The organism is Micrococcales bacterium (assembly GCA_009784895.1).
Classification (GTDB): domain Bacteria; phylum Actinomycetota; class Actinomycetes; order Actinomycetales; family WQXJ01; genus WQXJ01.
Map to the genome: position 1 here is coordinate 1 of WQXJ01000011.1, position 20,123 is coordinate 20,123.

Consider the following 20,123-nt stretch of genomic DNA (forward strand, 5'->3'; position numbering starts at 1 on the left):
ACTAGCAGCTGATGTTGCCAGGCATCCACCCAGCCCGGTAGCCGCCACTCGAAGTAAACCCACAGGCCAGGCCCCGAAAACCCGCCACCCGACCACACTCAACCAAACGTAACCTCAGCCGCGTGGCAGACCGAAGAAAGCCGTGTGGGGCGCCGCGCAAAGCGCGGCGCCCCACACTATTTGGTCCCCTGTGCGCCAGTGAGGCTCCAGCACGGGCCATCAGGCGCAACTGCTAGCTGGCTCGCTCCACGTCGCGCCAACGGCGTCAAAGCACCGGGGCGACTTCAACCAGCTCGCTCAACAACTCGCTCGCCTCCTGACGACTTCTTACCCCTGGAGCCGTCAGAGCTACATCAAGTTGCCGGGGGCCACTTAGTCAGCCGGGTGCACGAATCGTTGTTCGGGCCGGCTGAAAGCCTTGGTCAACATTGTGTCCCATAGGTCCCTACTTCCGCGTCGTTGAGGCATCGACGTTCGCTCAAAGCTAGTCCCATTTGGCAATTCGCCCTGACACCGTGGGTGCAACTACCCAAATGGGCTGCCAGCCAGTCGCCGCCTTGACCAGAAACCCGGACAAATCCTGCCTAGAGCACCACGCCCCGGCCAAAGCGCGCGTCGCGCGCGGCGGCCAGTTTCGACTGCAAGCCGAAGAGCTCAATGAAGCCCTTGGCCTGGGACTGGTCGAACGAATCGCCTTCGTCATAGGTTGCCAGGTTGAAGTCGTAAAGCGAGACTTCGGAGCGCCGCCCAGTCACCACGGCCCGGCCGCCGTGCAAGGTCATCCGAACCTCACCGCTGACATACTGCTGGGTTTCGGCGATGAAACGATCTAGGGCCCGTTTCAGCGGCGAGAACCATAGGCCGTCGTAGACCAGCTCGGTCCAGCGTTGGCCCACCGTCCGCTTGAACCGCGCCAGATCGCGTTCAACCGTAGCGTTCTCCAACTCCATATGACCGGCGATCAGCGTGACAGCCCCTGGCGCCTCATAGATTTCCCGCGATTTGATGCCAACTAGCCGGTCCTCGACCATGTCGATCCGGCCAATGCCTTGGGCCCCAGCCCGCCGGTTCAACTCGACGATGGCCTGAAGCGGGGTTACCGCTTGCCCGTCCAGCGCCACCGGCACGCCAGCCTCGAATCCGATCACGACTTCGTCTTCGATGGGCGGGAATGACGGGTCATCGGTGTAGGTGTAAACGTCCTTGGTCGGTCCGTTCCAAATGTCCTCCAGATAGCCCGTTTCGATGGCCCGGCCCCAAACGTTTTGATCAATTGAAAACGGCGAAGACTTGGTCGTTTCGATCGGCAACGAGTGGCGGTCGGCATAGTCAATAGCGGCCGCCCGGGTCAAGGCCAGGTCACGCACCGGTGCCAGGCAGGTCAGATCCGGCGCCAAGGAGGTGATTGAGACTTCAAAGCGGACCTGGTCATTGCCCTTGCCGGTGCAGCCATGGGCCACAGTCTGGGCCCCAAACTGCCGGGCCGCCTTGACCAGATGCTTGACAATAAGCGGCCTAGATATGGCCGAAACCACCGGATAGCGATCCATGTACATGGCATTAGCCGCCAATGCTGGCATGCAGTATTCATTAGCGAATTCCTCACGCGCATCAGCCACGTAGGCTTCGACCGCGCCACAAGACAACGCCCGCTGGCGAATCGTCTCAAGGTCTTCACCGCCTTGGCCCACGTCGACCGCCACGGCCACGACTTCGCAGCCCGTGGCCTCGCCAATCCAACCGATTGCCACCGATGTGTCCAGGCCACCGGAATAGGCCAATACCACCCGCTCGGTCATGATGATGTCTCTCCTTGGTTCGCTAGTTCAACAAAACGCCTGGCCGTGGCCGCGGCATCGTGAGGGCCGCGGGTGACCACCATGATGGTGTCATCTCCCGCTATGGTGCCCATCACGGCCGGCAAAACCGAATGATCGATCGCGCTGGCCAGGAAGTGAGCCGCCCCCGGCGGCGTCCGCAGTATGACGATATTCGAGCTGCCTTCCGCGCTGACCAGCAGTTCGCCAGCCAGGCGGGCCAGTCGCGCAGCCAGCATCTCCGAATCGGCATTGGGGTGGGCGCTCAGGTCACCGGCCCCCTCCCCCGGCAGAGCATAAACCCGCGAGCCATCGGGCAAGCGCACCTTGTCCGCTCTCAGTTCGACCAGATCGCGCGATAAAGTCGCCTGGGTCACTTCCAGTCCCACGCCGGCCAGCGCCTTGGCCAGCTCGCTTTGCGACTTGACCGCACCGGAGGTAATAATGCGGCGTATCAGGGCGTGACGCGCCACTTTGGTGTGTGGAACCGTCACTGGCTCGCCCCGCCGGCCAGCAGCCAGATCAACAGGGCCTTTTGGGCGTGCAGCCGGTTCTCGGCCTCTTGCCAAACGTACGATGCCGGCCCGTCGATAACCTCGCCCGTCACCTCTTGGCCGCGGTAGGCCGGCAAGCAATGCAAGAAAACCGCCCCTGAGGCAGCTTTGTCCATAGCCGCTTGATCAACACGGTAGGGCTCGTAGGCGGCCAGGCGCGCGGCGTCATCGGCCATACCCATTGACTGCCAGGTATCGGTGGCCACCACTTTGGCCCCAGCCAGGGCCTCATCGGGTGAGTTCGTCACCACCAAACTGGCGCCGGTACTGGCCGCCACGGCCTGAGCTTGGGCCAAAATGTCGCCGTTGGGCAGGCGGCCTGGCGGGCAGCCGATGGCGATTTCCATACCGGCCACAGCCCCGCCCAGCAGGTAGGAGTGGGCCATATTGTTGCCACCATCCCCCAGGTAGGCCAGTTTGGTGCCAGGCAGGTGCTCGACCCCGCCTAGGACCTCAGCTGTGGTCATTAGGTCGGCCAGCACCTGGCAGGGGTGGAATTCGTCCGTCAGGGCGTTGACCACCGGCACCTGGCTGACCTTGGCCATGGCTTCAACCCGGTCTTGACCAAAGGTCCGCCAGACAATCGCCTCGACCTGGCGGTCCAGCACCATTGTGGTGTCCTCGACCGATTCGCCGCGAGATGACTGTGAACCGGCGGCGTCTAGCACCAGCGGATAGCCACCTAGTTCGGCAATGCCAACGGCGAAGGAGACCCTGGTCCTGGTCGAATGCTTGTCAAACAACACAGCCACCGATTTGGGTCCGGCCAACACCTGGTGACCCAGGCGATTGGCTTTCACCTTCAGGGCCAGGTTCAAAACCTCGGCTTGTTCGGCCTGGGACAGGTCGGAATCCTTCAGGAAATGTCTAAGCGTCATTTTGGCTCGCTTCGTTCAAGAGACCCTGTAGGGCCTGGGTGAATTGGGCCGTTTGGGCCCGCGTGATAACCAGCGGCGGGGCCAGGCGAACCACATTGGTGGCCGGGGCGTTGACCAGATAGCCCGCCTTGAGGGCGGCCGCCACCACCCGCGGCGCCATCGGCTGATCCAGCACCAACCCCAGCAACAGGCCCTGGCCGCGGACCTGGGCCACTCCAGGAACGACCGCCAGTTCGTCCCGCCAGGCCTGGCTGATGTCATTGACATGGTCCAGCAAGCCGTCCTGCTCAATGATGCCGATTGTGGCCAGGGCGGCGGCGCAGGCCAGCGGGTTGCCGCCCAAGGTGGTGCCGTGGTCGCCCGGGCTCAGCCGGCTGGCCGCTTCGGCGCTCCAGGCCAGGCAGGCGCTAATGGGGAAGCCGCCACCCAGGCCTTTGCCCAGCGTGACCACGTCCGGTTCCACCGGCTCGGCCCCAACCAGGGCCGGGTTTTGATGGGCCAACCAAGTGCCGGTCCGGCCCACACCGGTTTGGACCTCGTCGATAACCAAGAAGGCCCCGTGAGCCCGGGTCAGTGCCCTGGCCTGCTGCAAATAGCCGGCCGGCAGCGGAATGACACCGGCCTCGCCTTGGATTATCTCGACAAATAGGGCCGCCACATCATCGCCGGCCAGGGCTCCCTTCAGGGCCTCGACATCGCCAAAGGGCAGGAACTCAACCGGCCCGTTGAACGCCTCGTACCCGCGCCTATAGGCCGGATTGGCGGTCAGCGAAAGCGCGCCCATGGTCCGCCCGTGGAACGAACCTTCCAGGGCCAGCACTTTGGACCGGCCGCCTTTCAGAGCCATTTTCAAGGCCGCCTCATTGGCCTCGGTGCCGGTCGAGGCAAAAAAGACCCGGGCACAGCTGGGCGCATTGAAGGCTTTCAGTAGCGTCGTGGCCAGTTCCATTTGGCCAGGCGAGGCGAAAAGGTTTGAGATATGCGCCAGCTTTGCCGCCTGCTGGCTGACCGCCGCCACCCAGCGCGGATCAGCGTGGCCCAGGGCGTTGGTCGAAACCCCGGCCAACAGGTCGAGGTAGGGCTTTGAGTCGACATCCCACACCAAGGCGCCTTGGCCCCGCTCCAACACTGCTGGCGGGGCGAAGATCGGCAGCATGACCTGGCCGTAGGTCTCAAGTTGCTGCGCCGACAGGCTCATTGCCCAACCCCAGTTTCGTCATCGGCCGCGCCCAACTGCCCCGGCCCGTCAAATAGCCCGGCCCCGTCTGTTGGCGGCGAGGCCGAGACCATAGTGCCCATGCCTTCAGTGGTAAAAATCTCATTCAACAAGGCATGCGCCCGCCGGCCGTCAACGATATGGGCCTGCGGCAAGCCGGCTCTGATCGCCCTGAGGCAGGCCTCCATCTTGGGCCGCATACCGCCTTCGAGCCCTGGCATCAGGGCCTCCAATTCCTCTTGGCTCAGCTGGGTGATAAGCGAGTCGGCATTCGACCAGTCCCGGTAGAGACCTTCGACATCGGTCAAAATCACTAGTTTGCGCGCGCCTAAGGCCACGGCCAAAGCGGCGGCGGCGCTATCGGCATTAACGTTTAGCACCTCGGTGGGGCGGTCGATATTGGGCGCCACGGTCGAAATCACCGGGATGCGGCCGGCCTGAAGCAAATCCATCACGGCCGTCGGGTCAACCTCGATCACATCCCCCACCAGCCCAACGTCAACAGCCTGGCCGTCGACTGTGGCGCTGCGGCAGCGGGCCTGGAATAGCCCCGCGTCCTCGCCAGACATGCCGACCGCCAAGGGGCCATGGGCGTTGATCAGCCCAACTAGTTCCCGGGACACCTGCCCGGTCAGGACCATCCGGACCACATCCATGGTCTCGGGCGTAGTCACGCGCAGCCCGCCTTTGAACTCTGATTCAATGCCCAGCCGGGCCAGCATTTGGCTGATCTGGGGACCGCCACCGTGGACCACTACCGGTCGCAGGCCAACCCGGCGCAAAAAGACCATGTCCTGGGCGAAGGCCCGCTTGAGGTCCTGATCGACCATGGCGTTGCCGCCGTATTTGATCACCACTAGGGCGTCGGCGAATTCTTCGAGCCAGTCCAGAGCTTCGATTAGGACCTCGGCTTTGCCGGCCGGATCTAGTGGCGGCGCGCTGGCTGAATTGTGGTCGGTGGTTTCGTCGCTGGCCCCTAGCCAGGGCGTTGGTTCAAGTGTCATGTCGAATAGTCCGCGTTGATGTGAATGTACTCATGGGTCAAGTCGTTGGTCAGGACGGTGGCCGCCTCTTGGCCGGCCTTGAGGTCAATTTCCACTTTGACCTGCCTGCCGCTTAGGTCAACTAGCTCGCGGCTGTCTCCAACGCCGCCGCCACGACAAACCCAAATGCCGTTGACGGCCACATCGACTTGAGCCGGGTCGAACGGCGCCACCTCAGGCGATACCGTGCCGGCGGCGGAAAGGATCCGGCCCCAATTAGGGTCACGACCGGCAATGGCCGTTTTGAATAGGTTGGAGCGGGCCACGGCCCTGGCCACCGCCAGAGCCCCGGTCTCGCTGGTGGCCTGCTCGACCACGATCTCGATGACATGGTCAGCGCCTTCAGCATCGTCAACCAGTTGGAGGGCCAGATCTTGGCAAACCTTAGTCAGGCCGGCGGTGAACTTCTCGGTGTTGGCCGCCAGGCCTGACCGACCGGAAGAAAGCAGGAAAACCACGTCGTTGGTTGACATGCAGCCATCGGAATCAGTCCGGTCGAACGAGTAACGGCAAGCCTGTTTCAGAGCTTGTTTGGCTGTGGCCTGGTCGATTACCGCATCGGTGGTTATGACTACCAGCATGGTGGCCAGTTCCGGTGCCAACATGCCGGCGCCTTTGGCCATGCCGCCAATGCGCCAGCCGTCGTGTTCGCATTGGGCCTGTTTCGGCACTGTGTCAGTGGTCATAATGGCCTCAGCCGCGGCCAAGCCAGCTTCGGCGGAATCATCCAGTTGTCCGATGCCGGCGCTTAGGCCGCGCAGCAAGCTCGCCATATCGAGCCGCTGGCCTATTAGCCCGGTCGATGCCACCAACACCTTAGCCGGGGACAAACCCAAAGCGGCGGCGGCTTGGCTGGCTGTGGTCTCGGCATCGGCCAAACCTGGCTGTCCGGTGCAGGCGTTGGCCCCACCCGAGTTCAACACCACTGCCACTGGGGTCGGCCCGCCCTTGGCGGCCTGGGCCAGGTGGCGGCGGCACAGCTCGACCGGTGCGGCGGCGAAACGGTTGGTCGTGAAAACGGCGGCGGCCCGGGCCTGGCCTGGCACTGGGTCAGCCACCACCAAGGCCAGATCCTTCGAACCGGACGGTTTCAGGCCGGCGGCCAGGCCCGTGGCCTTGAAGCCCTTGGCAAATGTCACGCTCATGGGCCAACTCCTAGGTCTGAGGCGGTTGGAGGGTGTTGGGCGAGCCTTCTTGACGCTGCCCGGGCCTGGCCTGGCACTGGGTCAGCCACCACCAAGGCCAGATCCTTCGAACCGGACGGTTTCCTGCCGGCGGCCAGGCCCGTGGCCTTGAAGCCCTTGGCAAATGTCACGCTCATGGGCCAACTCCTAGGTCTGGGGCGACCAGTAGCGGACCCATGAAAGCCCTGTTCGCGGTCACGGCGCCACCCCGCAGGTGGGCAAGCCAGTGGTCTCAGGTAGGCCCAGGGCCAGGTTCATCGACTGGATGGCCGCCCCGGCCGTGCCCTTGACCAGGTTGTCCAAAGCGCAAACCAGCACAATCCGGTCGGCTTTCTGGTCGAAGGCCAGTTGGATGGCAGCGGTGTTGGCGCCCAAGGTTTGGGCGGTGGTGGGCCAGGTACCTATCGGCAGCAGCTGGATGAAGGGTTCGTCGCCATAGGCCCGTTGCCAGGGTTCGCGTAGTTTCTCCGGGTCGAAGTTTGGCCCGGGCTTGGCCGTGACAGTGGCCAAGATGCCGCGGCTCATGGGCACCAGCGTGGGTGTGAAGCTGAGAGTTGGCCTGACCGCCCCTTTTGCCGCGAGGTTGAGCTTTGGCACACTCCCCGTCTGCTCCCCTTGTCCCGCGAGGTTGAGCTTTTGCACACTGCCTGCCACAACGCCATCGGCCGCGAAACTGAGGTTCTGCACAATTTCCGGAATGTGACGATGAGTCCCGCCCACGGCATAGGGGCTGGCCGAACCCATGATCTCCGACGCCATCAGGTGTGGCTTATGGGCCTTGCCAGCGCCCGAAGGGCCACAAGCCAACACGGCCACCAGATCATCAGCTGCCAGCGTGCCCGCCGCCAGGCCAGGCGCCAGAGCCAGCGTCACCGCCGTGGCGTTGCAGCCGGGCACGGCGATTGTCTTCGTCGCCTTGAGCGCCGCGCGCCGCTTGGGCAGGGCCTGGCTTGTCCCCTGTCCCCACCCCGTTAGCAGTTCCGGAAGCCCGTAGGTCCACGGCGCGGCTGCCTCACCGCCGTAGTACTCACGCCAATCCTCTGGGTCAACCAGCCGGTGGTCAGCGCCTAGATCAAGCACCAGAAGGTCCGGGTCCGCCTTGACCAGCGCGTCGGTTAGTTCGCCTGAGGCCCCGTGGGGCAGGCCAACTACGACCACATCGTGACCGGCCAGTAGCTCCGGAGTGGAGGCCTGAAGCGTCAGCCCGGCCAGCTTGGAACCAGCTAGGTGCGGGTGGTGGGTTACGAGCGCATCCCCGGCACTGGCATTTGCGGTGACCGTCTTGACCTGCACCTGGGGATGATCGACCAAAAGGCGCAGCACTTCCCCGCCGGCGTATCCGCTGGCACCGGCAACCGCTACTGAGAAGACCATCTGCATGACTATACACGGTCCCTCATTGTCATGCACTCCAGCGCGCCGCGCCCAATGCCTCGCGGCGACCGCCGCCGGCTGGCGCAGAGGCTATGGGACCATGCGCGCAAACCAGCGGCATGCTTAGACCCCGTGGGACCATTCGCGCAGGCCGGCGACTGGCCCGCCTCAGTCAGTAGTGATATCGAGCCTGCAGGATCACCAGGTCCCCGCCCACCACCCGGTAGACCAACCGGTGTTCTCTCGAAATGCGCCGCGACCAGGCGCCTTCGGCCTCATGCTTGAGGGCCTCGGGTTTGCCAATCCCGGCGGCTGGATCCCTCAAGCAAGCCTCCACCAGCTTGTTGATGCGCTTGAGCATCGCGCGGTCTTCTGCTTGCCAGTACAGGTAGTCCTGCCAAGCCGCCTCATCCCATGCCAGCCTCATGCTTAGGGCTCTATTAGGTCATGCGCCTGGTACTCGCCTCGTTCTGAGCGCTCAAGCGCGCCCCGCAGGCGCTTGGCGTTGGCCGCCGAGGCAAACAAGTGGGCGGTCTCCTGCCAGGCGTCGTATTCCTCGGCCGGCATCAGCACAGCCGCCCCATGGCGCGAGACAATCCTGATGGCAACCTGGTCGTCGTTGACTTGTTTCAGCAGTGGAAACAGCGTCCTGCGCGCCTCACTGGCCGTGACCGACATCGTTCACCTCCGCTGACGTACCTGATTGTTGTACCACTAGTGTAAACCACCAACGCTGCCCCGCCAATCTGCCCTCGCCATTATTCAGGCGCGGTCCCGGCGGCTAGCCTTGACGGCGTGGATCTTGATGCCCAACCCGATGCGAACCAAACTTTGGCCTGGGTGGCCCTGCCGGGCCTGCTGTCCGCTCCAAGCGACTTTGACCAGGTCGCCGGGCAGCTCGATATCGAGGTCCGCCGCCTGGATCAGAGAGAAACACCGCTGGCGGCGCCGTTTGAGCAACTAGACGAGGCCTTGGGCCTTTCGTCTGGCGAAGGTCAGCTGGGACTTGTGGGTCACAGCCTGGGGGCCTCGACGGCCATCAATCTGGCACTGGATCTGCAAATACGTCAGCCAGGCCGGGTCGCGGCCTTGGTTCTGCTGGATCCAGACGTGCCCGCGAAAGGCCCTCTGCCGCAGTTCTTGGCCAACGACCGCCTGGATGTGCTGGCCGCACGGCTGGTCACGACGCCAAGCCTGTGGCCGCTTCAGACCCGCCTGGCCAAGACCGTCGGCCGCACCTTCATGCGCATCGATCTGGCCGAGCGCAGGCGCGAGGCCGACAAGACCGCCATCGCCAATCACCGCGCCTTTGCTGACGGGTTCCTCGGCACACCGGAAGGCTTGCACCGGCTTTGGGACAATCTGCGCACAGCTTGGGTCTACGACCAGGCCCTGGCCCAACGACTTGAGGACTTAGACCAGCCACTGGCGGCCACCTTGGGATTCAAACCGTATTCAGTTGTCGGCATGCGTGGCCCCAGGGCGAAACGACAGGCCCAGCGCGAATTTGGCATCTCCCTTGGCGCCCACCTGATTCCGGCCTGGGGAGCCAGCCACCTGCTGACCCTGTCCCGCCCCGAACTGGTCGCCAACGTCATGACCTCCGCCGCCCAGCCGCCCGGCCAGGCCGACGCCTCTGGCAAGCTTCTCGAAGAGCTCGAGGATGTGGCAGCCGCAACGGCGGCAGATGCCAAGGAGTCAGTTCCCTTCAACCGCGACGACTTCGCCAAGGCCTAGCCTCCCAATGCCGTGATCTAGCCGCAGATATACTGCTTGCGCAGTGATCAATCCACTGGCATGGTGGCATCTGGCTGATTGCGCCCGCCACCAGGCACTACTACCCCAGGAGGGACAATGATCGCCCCCCCCCATCGGATCAGGCCTATTTGCACTAGTTGACCCTTCAATTGGTCTTCTCGCCGAGGACGACAACCCGGCCAGCGGCTCGGGTGGATCCGGCTCTCCTCTAGTTCTCCTTTTCCTTGCCCTGGTCGCGGGTTGGCTGGCCTTATTCCTCTGGCGCCGTCACTTGCGTAAGCAAGACAAGACAGAGACGGCGACTTCTCAGGCCGCCACCGACCCCGCGGTGGTGGCCCAGCCAGTTCTCACGGCCGATGGTGCACAGGCCGTTGATGCCGAAGGCCGGCCTTTGTTCACCGCCCCGGTCGTGCCAGTGGCTCGAACCAACCCGATGGCCGTAGTCGCGCTAGTGCTCGGTGTCCTTGGCGGATCGATCCTGCCAATCATCTTTGGACACATCGCCCGGGCCCAAATCCGTAGAACCGGAGAGAGTGGCGCCGGCATGGCCCTGGCCGGACTGATCTTGGGCTACGCCACCACCGTCATCGGCATCGGCCTCCTGATCGTCTTCCTGGTGCTGGCCAACTCGGCCTCAAGCTTCTGATCATTTCGGCCCACGGGCCGTGTTGATCGTTCCCAACGCGCCGCCAACACAGCTCTGCTTCTTCGCCCCCGGAACACAGCTGGCCGGCCGCCCGGCCGGATCGAGTTGAACGCTGCCGTGAATGCCCAGATCGAGTTGAACGCTGGTGTGACGCCCCCAAAATGAGTTGAACGACTCGATGATCTGTCCCAGGCGTTTGTCCTGGTGGGCACTATCAGCAGTAATCGAGCCGTTCGAGTCGAACTGTTCGTGTCATCGAGCCGTTCAAGTCGATTCGAGCGGGTCATCGAACCGTTCAAGTCAATTGGCTGGTGTCATCGAACCGTTCAAGTCAATTGGCTGGTGTCATCGAACCGTTCAAGTCAATTGGCTCGTGTCATCGAACCGTTCAAGTCGATCGCCGTCTTGGAGGACAGCAGATGCAACGCTGGCTTGACAGACCCAACCAAGCTGCCCGGGCTCTCGCCGCCACCGTCTTGGCTAAGTGTTGAGAGACAGGTGCACGCGAAGGGCATCATCCAGGCGGGCCTGTGCCTGATAGTTGAGGCTGCCAATGACGCGAACGAACCTTCGAATCGACACCGAACGTACCTGCTCGGCCTGAGCCACCGATGCCACTGGCAGGCCCGATTCGTCGGCATCGACAACCGTTTGATAGGGCCGATTGGCGCCAACTGAGGATCGCGTGCGGGTCAAAGGCACAACGGTCAAAACACCGTTGCCGGTCCGGGTCGCGGCGGTGTTGGCGCCGTCGTTGCTGACCACAACACAAGGACGGGTCTTGTTTTGCTCAGGAGCAACCGCTGGGTCCAGCTCCACCAAGACGATGTCGCCCCGACGTGGTCCCGCCCCACTGGGAGCTCTTGTCATGCCTTGTCACCAGCCTCATCGTCCCCGCCAATGCCGTCGGTCAAGGCGCCCTCCCAGAGCTCTGCATCACCGCAGGCAGCCCATTCGTCAAAGGCCTGGACATAGGACGCGGCCAGGTCACCCTGCCGCAGGGACTGGATGGCCCAAGCCACCACCGCAGACCGACTCGAAAACCGCCCGCCGTTGGCATGCGCATCGAGAAACTCCAGATCCTCAGCCGTCAAACTGACACTCACCTTCATACCCCCAATGCTACCCGAGTAGCAACGATTGTGCTACCAACCGCGCCCTCCCCGACGGCATCATGCGAAAGCTCGGACTCGCTGCGTTAGTGCAGGTCACGCAGCGATGATGTCAAAGCTCAACCTCGCGGCAAAAGAGCTTGTCACGAGGCGGCTGCCGGGCGAGCGAGGGCTGAAGCGAAGGCGCGGCTGGCGGGTTGTAGTCGGGGTTTGGCTGCGGGCATGTGACTTTGGAGATGCGGCGCATCGCCCCAAGTCACGGCGCGAGACGACAACGCGTCAGCCGCGCCGCCCGGGCCAGTCATGCGAAAGCTCGGACTCGCGGTGTTTAGGCTGGTCAGGTGGCGATTATGTCAAGGCTCGACCTCGCGGTAAATGGGCTGGTCAGGTGGCGATTATGTCAAGGCTCGACCTCGCGGTAAATGGGCTGGTCAGGCAGAGAGTGTGTGAAAGCTCGGTCTCGCGGCGGAAGGGGCTAGGGCAGGGCGGCGCCTACGGCAGGGCGGCGAGGAGGGCATCGGCTTGGCTGGTGTCTTCCCAGCTGAAACCCGAACGGCCAAAGTGGCCAAAAGTGGCCAAGGGCTGGTAGATCGGTCGCTTCAGATCGAGGGCGTCGACCAAAGCCGCTGGACGCAGGTCGAAGGTGCGCCTAATCGCCTGGACCAGCGCGGCATCGGGCACAAGACCGGTACCAAACGTCTCCACCGCCACGCTAACCGGCTGAGCCGAACCGATGGCGTAGGCGATCTGAACCTCGAAACGCGAAGCCAACCCGGCCGCAACGACGTTCTTGGCTACCCAACGCGCACCGTAACAGCCGGTCCGGTCAACTTTCGAAGGATCCTTGCCACTGAAAGCACCACCGCCGTGGCGGGCCATGCCGCCGTAGGTGTCGACAATGATTTTGCGGCCGGTCAGCCCAGTATCGGCTCTGGGCCCGCCGTGAACAAAGGAACCAGACGGGTTGATCAGCACCCGGCTGGGACCTGGTAGATCCAGCTCCCCCAGCACCGGATCAATGACGTGCCGGCCGAGTACCTCGGCCAGCTCGGCCTGGCTGACCTCCGGTCGATGCTGGGCCGAGATCAGGATCGTGTCGACCCCCACCGGACGCTGACCGGCGTAGCGGATAGTGGCCTGGGTCTTGCCATCGGGGCGCAGCATTGGCAACACGCCTTCCAGCCGGAGGCGCTGCATCCTCCTGGCCAAGCGGTGCGCGGCGGTGATAGGCAGCGGCATCAACTCGGGCGTCTCATCGCAGGCAAATCCAAAGACCAGGCCCTGATCGCCGGCGCCTTGGATTTCAAAGGGATCCTGGCTACTCAGGCCGCGGGCTTCAAGCGCCACATCAACTCCGGCGGCGATTTCCGGGCTTTGGGCTTCGATCTGGACGGTCACACCGCAAACCGACCCGTCTATCCCCATTTCGGCTGAGTTGTAGCCCTGGTCCAGCAACACCTGGCGGGCGATTTCCGCGATTGGCACGTAGGTGGAGGTAGTGACCTCGCCGGCAACCACGATTTGGCCATGTCCAATCAGGCATTCGGCCGCCACGCGGGCCTCGGGGTCGTGAGCCAAAAGGGCGTCGAGAACGCCATCGGAAATCTGATCACAGAGCTTGTCCGGGTGCCCCCCGGTGACGGATTCAGAGGTAAAGAGGTGTTCTTGGGCCACGGGCTTCACTTTAGTCGCTGGCGGCGAGCCAACTACTCAATAGGCACACTCGCCGCTAGGAGGGTTAGTAGGCCGTTAGGCCCGCTGCAGGACTTGGCCCACCTCGTCCAAGATGGCCGTGGCGACTTCGGCTTTGGTGCCAAGGGCGCGGCGAACCTCAGCCCCTTGGGCGTCAAAGATGATGACATCGTTGTGGTCCAACCCAAAGACCTGACCCTCGCCAACCACATTGGCCACCGTCAGATCGGTGCCCTTGCGCATAGCTTTGGCCCGGGCGTGTTCGAAGGCTGAAGCCTGAGCGTCACCAGTCTCGGCCGCGAAACCGACCAGCACCTGGCCCGGCCGCCGCGTCGACACCAGCTCAGCCAGGATGTCGGGGTTAGCCACCAGTTCCAGCGACACCCGGTCTGGCGAATCGGCCCGTTTGACCTTGGTCGGGACGTAGCTGGCTGGGCGGAAATCAGCCACGGCGGCAGCCTGAATCAACACATCGGCCGTGGCTGCCAGGCCTTCGACGGCCTCGCGCAACTCCAGCGCCGTGGCGACATCGGCCCGGCGCACCCCGGCTGGCGTGCGCTGCTCGCAATTACAGGCCACTAGGGCAACCTCGGCGCCGCGCTCGGCTGCGGCCCGCGCCACAGCGAAGCCCTGCTTACCGGAGGAATGGTTACCCAAGAAGCGCACCGGATCGAGCGCCTCGCGGGTGCCACCGGCCGTCACCACGACCCGGCGTCCAGCCAAATCTTGAGGCGGTGGGTTGAGCAGGTGCTGGACGTACTCGAAGATCTCTTCCGGCTCCATCATCCGGCCGGGACCGGTGTCAAGGCCGGTCAAACGGCCAGCGGGAGCGTCCAGCACGGTGGCGCCACGGGCTTCCAGGGTGGCGATATTGGCTTGGGTGGAAGGATGCGACAACATCTCAGAGTGCATCGACGGCGCCAAAATGAGGGGAGACTTCGAGGCCAGCAACACCGCTGAAAGCAGGTCGTTGCCCAAACCGGCCGCCGCCCGGGCCATGATGTCCGCCGTGGCCGGCGCCACGATGATGATGTCGGCTTCTTGACCCAGGGCGACATGGTCAACCCGGGCCGAATCGTTGAAAACATCCGACACGGCCGGAGCTGTGGTCAGGGCCTGCCAGGTGGCCGCCCCAATGAACTCGAACGAGGCCCGGGTTGGCACCACCCTGACGGCGTGGCCCGCCTCGACCAGCAGACGGGCCAGATGCACAGCCTTGTAGGCCGCAATTGCGCCTGTTACTCCCAGTACGATGCGCGCCATGGTGGTCCTAGCTTTCTGTTCCTTGCATCGTCAACAGCCCCTGATTGATCTCTGTCATGGCAATTGACAATGGCTTTTCCTGAGGCGCCGAATCGACCAACGGGCCAACGTACTCAAGCAGACCCTCGTTCAGTTGGGCGTAGTAGCCGTTGATTTGCCTGGCCCGCTTGGCCGCGTAAATGACCAGTGCGTACTTCGAATCGCAGACCTCTAGCAGGTCATCGATTGGAGGATCGGTAATGCCTTCCGGCGTTGCCTTGGTTCCTGACACGAATTGTCCCTAGTGATTGGTTGTTGGATGCGCGTCCCAGTCTAGCCCCATGACTCGCGCAACTTCTGATGCTGCCTGTTCAACCCGGTCGTTGATCACAACCACGTCGAACTCGTTACTTGCTGCCAGCTCCGCCCGGGCCACCTCAAGACGGGCAGCGCGCTGAGCTTGGTTTTCCGTGCCCCGCCCCTGCAAGCGCCGGGCTAGTTCGGCAAAAGTCGGAGGGGCTAAGAAGATTTGGACCGCATCTGGCATTGAGGCCCTAACTTGGCGGGCGCCAGCCAGATCAATCTCCAACAGAGCTGGCCGGTTTTGGCTGAGCGCCTGCTCCACGCCGTTGCGGGGTGTGCCATAGAGGTGGCCCGAATACTTGGCCCATTCCAGCATCTGCCCGGAACTGACCATCTCTTCGAACCGCTTTGGGTTGACAAAGTGGTAGTTGACACCGTCCGCCTCCCCGCTACGCGGCGGCCTGGTAGTGGCGCTGATCGAAAGGAAGACGCGCTCGAAACGCTTGGCGATCAGGGAGGCGACGGTGCCTTTGCCAACCCCGGACGGTCCGGCCAGGACGGTCAGCCTGGCCGGCGCCCAAGGCGGCATATCAGCCGAAACGCTCGATCAACTGGGCCCGCTGATGCGGCCCAAGGCCGCGAATGCGGCGCGACTCGGAGATGCCGATTTCTTCCATGATGGCCTTGGCCTTGACCTTGCCCACACCGGGCAGAGCTTCAAGTAGTGCCGAGACCTTGATTTTGCCAATGACGTCGTCCTTTTGTCCCAAAGCAATGACCTCAGACAAGGTGCCGGTCGAGTTCTTCAACCGGTTCTTGACCTCGGCCCTGGCTTGGCGGGCAGCGGCTGCTTTCTTAAGCGCAGCAGCGCGCTGTTCTGGAGTCAAAGGAGGAAGGGCCACGTTGTTTCACCTCAGATACTTCTAGTCAAATATGTCCCTATGCCCAAGGCCAGCTTGAGCACGGTCTACAACATAGCGACTGACCTGCATGGACGCAATCACAAATGGGGCACGATTCGTCATTTCCCCCAATTTGACCCCAATTTGGACCAATTAGACCGGCCTTTCGGGCCACTTGGCGCCGGCTCCGCCCAGCTCGGCTTGCAGGTTTTCGATACGCCCTAACAGGGCGGCTAGTGAGGGCCCGGCTGAGGCGATAGCGCGCGATGCCGGCGCCACCACCTGGGCATACGCCTCACCAAAGACTCCTGCCAGGTCATCGGGGCTGGCTCCTTGAGCGCCTAGACCCGGCGCCAGGATGGGCCCACCGAGTTCCCGCACCAGTTTGGCTGTGGCTTCATCGAGTGCTCCAAGAGTCGCCCCGATGACAACACCGACCGAACCGGGGCCGTTTTGGCCGCGATTGGCCCGGCCGGCCGCTGTTAGCACCGCCTGGGCCACAGTCAGCCCGTCGGCCCGCCGGGCCTGCTGGACCGCCGCACCATCCGGGTTAGAGGTTAGGGCTAGTACAAATACGCCTTGCCCGGCCCCCTGGGCCAACGCGATGGCCCGCTCAAGCGAGCCAAAACCCAGGTAAGGCGACAACGTCACGGCGTCGGCCGGCATCGGCGCGGCCGGTCCAAAATAGGTCGCGGCGTAACCGTCCATGGTCGAGCCAATATCGCCCCGTTTGACGTCCAGAATCGAGATCACCCCGGCTTGGCGGCAGGCAGCCAAGACCCGTTCGAGCACAGCCACACCGGCCGCGCCATGCCGTTCAAAGAAAGCGGCCTGCACTTTGACCAGCGGCGCCGGCCCAGCCGCGGCCTCAATCAAGCGCCCGGAGTAGGTTTCCAGGCTGGCCGGTGTGTCTTCGAGGCCCCAGGCCGCCAAAGCCGCCGCCGAAGGGTCAATCCCGACACACAGGTGGCCAAAGCCATCGAGCACGCCGGCCAGGCGTGCCCCGAACCCCTCGTTCACGCCCCGACCTGCTGTAGAGGGCTGCATTCGAAGGCGCCTTGGCGCTGGGCCTCAATCGCCTGGACGGCCGCAGCCAACTGTTGGGTGGTGGTGACGATTGGCCGGTCCATCGAGGTGATGGCGGCCCTGATTTCGTAACCATCCGCCCTGGCCCCGGCGCCGGAGGGAGTGTTGACCACCATGTCTATGGCGCCTTTCAGGATCAGATCAACCACAGTGGGCTCGCCGTTTGGCCCTGGGCCTTCGCTGGCTTTGCGCACCGGGCGGCAGGGGATCGAGTTGCGTCGCAGCACCGAGGCCGTGCCTTCGGTCGCCAGCACCTCGAAACCCATTTCGACCAGGCGTTTGACCGGGAAGATAAGCGACCGCTTGTCGCGGTCTGCGACCGAGACGAAAACTACGCCGCTGTCCGGCAATCCACCAAAGGCCGCTTTCTGGCTCTTGGCGAAGGCCCTGGGGAAGTCGCCGGCCCGGCCCATAACCTCGCCGGTTGAACGCATCTCTGGGCCCAGAACCGTGTCGACCGATTGGCCTTGTTCGGTGCGGAAGCGCGAGAAGGGCAGGACCGCTTCTTTGACGGCGAAGCCCTGGCCTTCGAGTTCCGCCATGTCCGATGCCGGCAAGACGCCTTGGGCCTTCAGCTCACCAATTGGGCTGCCGGCCATGATGAGACAGGCCGCTTTGGCCAGGGGCACGCCGGTGGCTTTGGCCACAAATGGCACCGTCCGGCTGGCCCGCGGGTTGGCTTCCAAGACGTAAAGGACATCACCCATTAGGGCGTATTGGATATTGATCAAGCCCTGGACGCCCACTCCCTTGGCAATGGCCTCGGTTGAGCTGCGAATGGTCTCGATATCGCGTTTGGACAGGGTCACCGGCGGCAGGACGCAGGCCGAATCGCCAGAGTGGATGCCGGCTTCTTCGATGTGTTCCATGACGCCGCCCAGGAACAGTTCCTGGCCGTCGTAAAGCGCGTCGACGTCAATTTCGATGGCGTCATCTAAGAACCGGTCGATTAGCACCGGCGCGTCGGCGTGTCCACCCACCGGCAGGGCTTTGGCCATGTAGTCATCGAGCTGGGTTTCGTCGTAGACGATCTCCATGCCCCTACCGCCTAAGACATAGCTGGGGCGAACCAACACTGGGAAGCCGATGCGTTGGGCCACCTCTTGGGCTTGACCCACGGTGAAGGCGGTGCCATAGGGCGGAGCCGGCAGCCCGGCACGGGCCAAGACCTGCCCAAACGCGCCGCGGTTTTCGGCCGCGTCGATGGCCTTGGGTGAGGTTCCCCAAATGGGCAGACCAGCTTCAGCTAAGCGATTGGCCAGCGACAGCGGCGTTTGGCCACCCAGTTGCACAATGACACCGGCCACGGGTCCTGCTCGGCATTCAGATTCGTAGACCTCCATGACATCTTCGAAGGTCAGCGGCTCGAAGTAGAGCCTGTCTGAGATGTCGTAGTCGGTTGATACGGTTTCCGGGTTGCAGTTGATCATGACCGTCTCGTACTGCGGACGCAGGGCCAAGGCGGCATGGACACAGGAGTAGTCGAATTCGATGCCCTGGCCAATCCGGTTGGGCCCGGAGCCCAGGATCAGCACGGCCGGTTTGGTGCGGGTTTCGACCTCGGTTTGCTCCTCGTAAGACGAATAGAGGTAGCGGGTGTGGGCTTGGAACTGACCAGAGCAGGTGTCAACCGTTTTGTAGGCCGGGCGCAGGTTGAAGGCGTGACGGATCTCGCGCACGGTCGCCTCGCCAATCCGGCGAAGGGAGGCTATTTGGGCGTCTGAGAGCCCGTGGCGTTTGGCCTGCCTTAGAGTCTCAGGGTCGAGGGCCGGGCCTTGGGCCACTTGGGCAGCGGTTTCATTGATTAGACAGATCTGGTCTAAGAACCACGGGTCGATGTAGCTGGCCTGGAACAGCCGGTTTATGCCGTCGGTGCCCAGGGCCCTCAAGGCTTGCTGAACGTCGATAAGGCGATGGTCGGTGGGGGTGGCGGTTGACTCGATCAGGTCATCAAGCTCCTGGCCGCTTGGGGGTTGGCCGTCCCAGTGGAATTGGGTGCCGGTTTTGTCAATCGAGCGCATGGCCTTGCCCAGGGCCTCGGTGAAGGACCGGCCCAGCGACATCGCTTCGCCAACCGATTTCATGGTGGTGGTCAAGGTTGGGTCGGCCATGGGGAACTTCTCAAAAGCGAAGCGGGGCACTTTGACCACGATGTAGTCGACTGACGGGTCGAGGCTGGACGGGGTGGTCTCGGTGATGTCATTTGGGATCTCATCGAGGCAGTAACCAAGGGCCAGGCGGGCGGCGATTTTAGCAATGGGGAAGCCGGTCGCCTTCGAGGCCAAGGCGGACGATCGCGACACTCTTGGGTTCATTTCAATAACGACAATGCGGCCGTTATGAGGGTGAATGGCGAACTGAATGTTGCAGCCACCGGTGTCGACGCCAACCTGGCGCAGCACACCGACGCCGATTTGACGAAGCTTTTGCAGCTCCTTGTCCGTCAGGGTCAAGGCTGGCGCAATGGCGATTGAATCCCCGGTGTGAACCCCCATCGGGTCGACGTTCTCGATTGAGCAGACCACCACCACGTTGTCCTGGCAGTCGCGCACAATTTCCAGCTCGATCTCTTTCCAGCCAATGATGGATTCTTCGAGCAACACTTCACTGGTGGGCGAATAGTGCAGCCCGGCCCCGGCAATCCGTTCTAGGTCTTCGCGGTTGTAGGCGATACCGCTGCCCAGGCCGCCCATGGTGAAAGACGGGCGGATGACAACCGGATAACCCAAGTCCTCAACTGCCCTTTGGCAGTCCTCCATTGAGTAGGCCATATGCGACTTTGGCACCTGGGCGCCAACCTGTTCGACCACCTGTTTGAACTGTTGGCGGTCCTCTCCGGAGGTAATGGCCTCGACTCGGGCGCCAATCAGTTCAACGTTGTACTTCTCCAGGACGCCGGCTTTGGCCAAGGCGACCGCGGCGTTGAGACCGGTTTGGCCACCTAGTGTGGGCAGGATGGCGTCCGGGCGTTCTTTGGCGATGATCGTGGTCAGGGCCTCAAGGGTGATTGGCTCAACGTAGGTGGCGTCGGCAAACTCCGGATCGGTCATGATGGTGGCCGGGTTGGAGTTGACCAAGATCACCCGGATGCCCTCGTCTTGCAGCACACGGCAAGCTTGGGTGCCGGAGTAGTCGAATTCGCAGGCCTGGCCAATCACAATGGGGCCAGAACCAATCACCAAGACAGAGGTGATGTCGGCACGTTTGGGCATGGGCTTCTCCTTCCCCGCCTCACAGGACGGGATTAAAGGCTGGACGCTTCGCCCGGCTAGCCTACCGGCACCGAGCAACGGCCTGGCGTTGCGGTCGCGGCCGG

At 63.2% G+C, this 20,123-nt stretch carries 21 protein-coding genes; 2 read left to right on the plus strand and 19 right to left on the minus strand.

Annotated features, from left to right (window positions below; translation table 11 throughout):
- Nucleotides 1-584: 584 nt before the first annotated feature.
- The 10 genes from FWD29_03130 to FWD29_03175 all read right to left on the minus strand — a co-directional run bounded on the left by FWD29_03130 (nucleotide 585) and on the right by FWD29_03175 (nucleotide 8,744).
- Complete coding sequence (locus FWD29_03130; GenBank protein MCL2802940.1) at nucleotides 585-1,802, minus strand: argininosuccinate synthase; 1,218 nt, start codon at nucleotides 1,800-1,802, stop codon at nucleotides 585-587.
- Nucleotides 1,796-2,311: an arginine repressor gene (locus tag FWD29_03135; GenBank protein MCL2802941.1), complete on the minus strand. Its 516-nt coding sequence runs from the start codon at nucleotides 2,309-2,311 to the stop codon at nucleotides 1,796-1,798. Before FWD29_03135 ends, FWD29_03130 begins: the two co-directional genes overlap by 7 nt.
- Complete coding sequence (gene argF, locus FWD29_03140; GenBank protein MCL2802942.1) at nucleotides 2,308-3,249, minus strand: ornithine carbamoyltransferase; 942 nt, start codon at nucleotides 3,247-3,249, stop codon at nucleotides 2,308-2,310. The genes FWD29_03135 and argF overlap by 4 nt, the downstream gene beginning before the upstream one ends.
- Nucleotides 3,239-4,447: an acetylornithine transaminase gene (locus FWD29_03145; GenBank protein ID MCL2802943.1), complete on the minus strand. Its 1,209-nt coding sequence runs from the start codon at nucleotides 4,445-4,447 to the stop codon at nucleotides 3,239-3,241. Before FWD29_03145 ends, argF begins: the two co-directional genes overlap by 11 nt.
- A complete protein-coding gene (gene argB, locus FWD29_03150; GenBank protein MCL2802944.1) occupies nucleotides 4,444-5,469 on the minus strand; it encodes an acetylglutamate kinase in 1,026 nt (341 codons plus the stop codon). Before argB ends, FWD29_03145 begins: the two co-directional genes overlap by 4 nt.
- Complete coding sequence (gene argJ, locus FWD29_03155) at nucleotides 5,466-6,653, minus strand: bifunctional glutamate N-acetyltransferase/amino-acid acetyltransferase ArgJ (protein ID MCL2802945.1); 1,188 nt, start codon at nucleotides 6,651-6,653, stop codon at nucleotides 5,466-5,468. The genes argB and argJ overlap by 4 nt, the downstream gene beginning before the upstream one ends.
- Complete coding sequence (locus FWD29_03160) at nucleotides 6,650-6,829, minus strand: hypothetical protein (GenBank protein MCL2802946.1); 180 nt, start codon at nucleotides 6,827-6,829, stop codon at nucleotides 6,650-6,652. The genes argJ and FWD29_03160 overlap by 4 nt, the downstream gene beginning before the upstream one ends.
- A 58-nt stretch (nucleotides 6,830-6,887) precedes the next feature.
- A complete protein-coding gene (locus tag FWD29_03165; GenBank protein ID MCL2802947.1) occupies nucleotides 6,888-8,066 on the minus strand; it encodes an N-acetyl-gamma-glutamyl-phosphate reductase in 1,179 nt (392 codons plus the stop codon).
- Between the two features lie 172 nt (nucleotides 8,067-8,238).
- The gene (locus FWD29_03170; protein ID MCL2802948.1) at nucleotides 8,239-8,493 is read right to left on the minus strand and encodes a Txe/YoeB family addiction module toxin; all 255 of its coding nucleotides are present in this window, start codon (nucleotides 8,491-8,493) and stop codon (nucleotides 8,239-8,241) included.
- Nucleotides 8,494-8,495: 2 nt separating this feature from the next.
- On the minus strand, nucleotides 8,496-8,744 hold the full coding sequence (locus tag FWD29_03175) for a type II toxin-antitoxin system Phd/YefM family antitoxin (GenBank protein MCL2802949.1): 249 nt from the start codon (nucleotides 8,742-8,744) through the stop codon (nucleotides 8,496-8,498).
- 117 nt (nucleotides 8,745-8,861) lie between these two features.
- On the opposite strand from FWD29_03175, the gene FWD29_03180 reads away from it, so the two are divergent.
- Both FWD29_03180 and FWD29_03185 read left to right on the plus strand, forming a co-directional pair.
- Nucleotides 8,862-9,803, plus strand: a complete 942-nt coding sequence (locus FWD29_03180; protein MCL2802950.1) for a lipase family protein — start codon at nucleotides 8,862-8,864, stop codon at nucleotides 9,801-9,803.
- A 292-nt stretch (nucleotides 9,804-10,095) separates the two neighbouring features.
- Nucleotides 10,096-10,470 (plus strand): DUF4190 domain-containing protein, encoded by a 375-nt coding sequence (locus FWD29_03185; GenBank protein MCL2802951.1) that lies wholly within the window; start codon nucleotides 10,096-10,098, stop codon nucleotides 10,468-10,470.
- 480 nt (nucleotides 10,471-10,950) lie between these two features.
- Here the strand turns inward: FWD29_03185 and FWD29_03190 are convergent, their stop codons facing one another.
- The 9 genes from FWD29_03190 to carB all read right to left on the minus strand — a co-directional run bounded on the left by FWD29_03190 (nucleotide 10,951) and on the right by carB (nucleotide 20,019).
- Nucleotides 10,951-11,340, minus strand: coding sequence for a type II toxin-antitoxin system PemK/MazF family toxin (locus FWD29_03190; GenBank protein ID MCL2802952.1), 390 nt, complete (start codon nucleotides 11,338-11,340; stop codon nucleotides 10,951-10,953).
- Nucleotides 11,337-11,582 (minus strand): ribbon-helix-helix domain-containing protein, encoded by a 246-nt coding sequence (locus tag FWD29_03195; protein MCL2802953.1) that lies wholly within the window; start codon nucleotides 11,580-11,582, stop codon nucleotides 11,337-11,339. Before FWD29_03195 ends, FWD29_03190 begins: the two co-directional genes overlap by 4 nt.
- A 492-nt stretch (nucleotides 11,583-12,074) precedes the next feature.
- The gene (gene metK / locus FWD29_03200) at nucleotides 12,075-13,256 is read right to left on the minus strand and encodes a methionine adenosyltransferase (GenBank protein ID MCL2802954.1); all 1,182 of its coding nucleotides are present in this window, start codon (nucleotides 13,254-13,256) and stop codon (nucleotides 12,075-12,077) included.
- Nucleotides 13,257-13,331: 75 nt separating this feature from the next.
- Nucleotides 13,332-14,537, minus strand: coding sequence for a bifunctional phosphopantothenoylcysteine decarboxylase/phosphopantothenate--cysteine ligase CoaBC (coaBC, locus tag FWD29_03205; protein MCL2802955.1), 1,206 nt, complete (start codon nucleotides 14,535-14,537; stop codon nucleotides 13,332-13,334).
- A 7-nt stretch (nucleotides 14,538-14,544) separates the two neighbouring features.
- Entirely contained in the window at nucleotides 14,545-14,808 is a 264-nt protein-coding gene (gene rpoZ, locus FWD29_03210) for a DNA-directed RNA polymerase subunit omega (GenBank protein MCL2802956.1), read from the minus strand.
- 9 nt (nucleotides 14,809-14,817) lie between these two features.
- The gene (gene gmk / locus FWD29_03215; GenBank protein MCL2802957.1) at nucleotides 14,818-15,408 is read right to left on the minus strand and encodes a guanylate kinase; all 591 of its coding nucleotides are present in this window, start codon (nucleotides 15,406-15,408) and stop codon (nucleotides 14,818-14,820) included.
- A 1-nt stretch (nucleotide 15,409) separates the two neighbouring features.
- Nucleotides 15,410-15,721 carry a helix-hairpin-helix domain-containing protein gene (locus FWD29_03220; GenBank protein MCL2802958.1) on the minus strand — a complete coding sequence of 104 codons (312 nt, stop codon included), beginning with the start codon at nucleotides 15,719-15,721 and terminating at the stop codon, nucleotides 15,410-15,412.
- A gap of 153 nt (nucleotides 15,722-15,874) precedes the next feature.
- Entirely contained in the window at nucleotides 15,875-16,768 is an 894-nt protein-coding gene (pyrF, locus tag FWD29_03225) for an orotidine-5'-phosphate decarboxylase (GenBank protein MCL2802959.1), read from the minus strand.
- Nucleotides 16,738-20,019, minus strand: a complete 3,282-nt coding sequence (carB, locus tag FWD29_03230) for a carbamoyl-phosphate synthase large subunit (protein ID MCL2802960.1) — start codon at nucleotides 20,017-20,019, stop codon at nucleotides 16,738-16,740. The genes pyrF and carB overlap by 31 nt, the downstream gene beginning before the upstream one ends.
- Nucleotides 20,020-20,123: the final 104 nt, after the last annotated feature.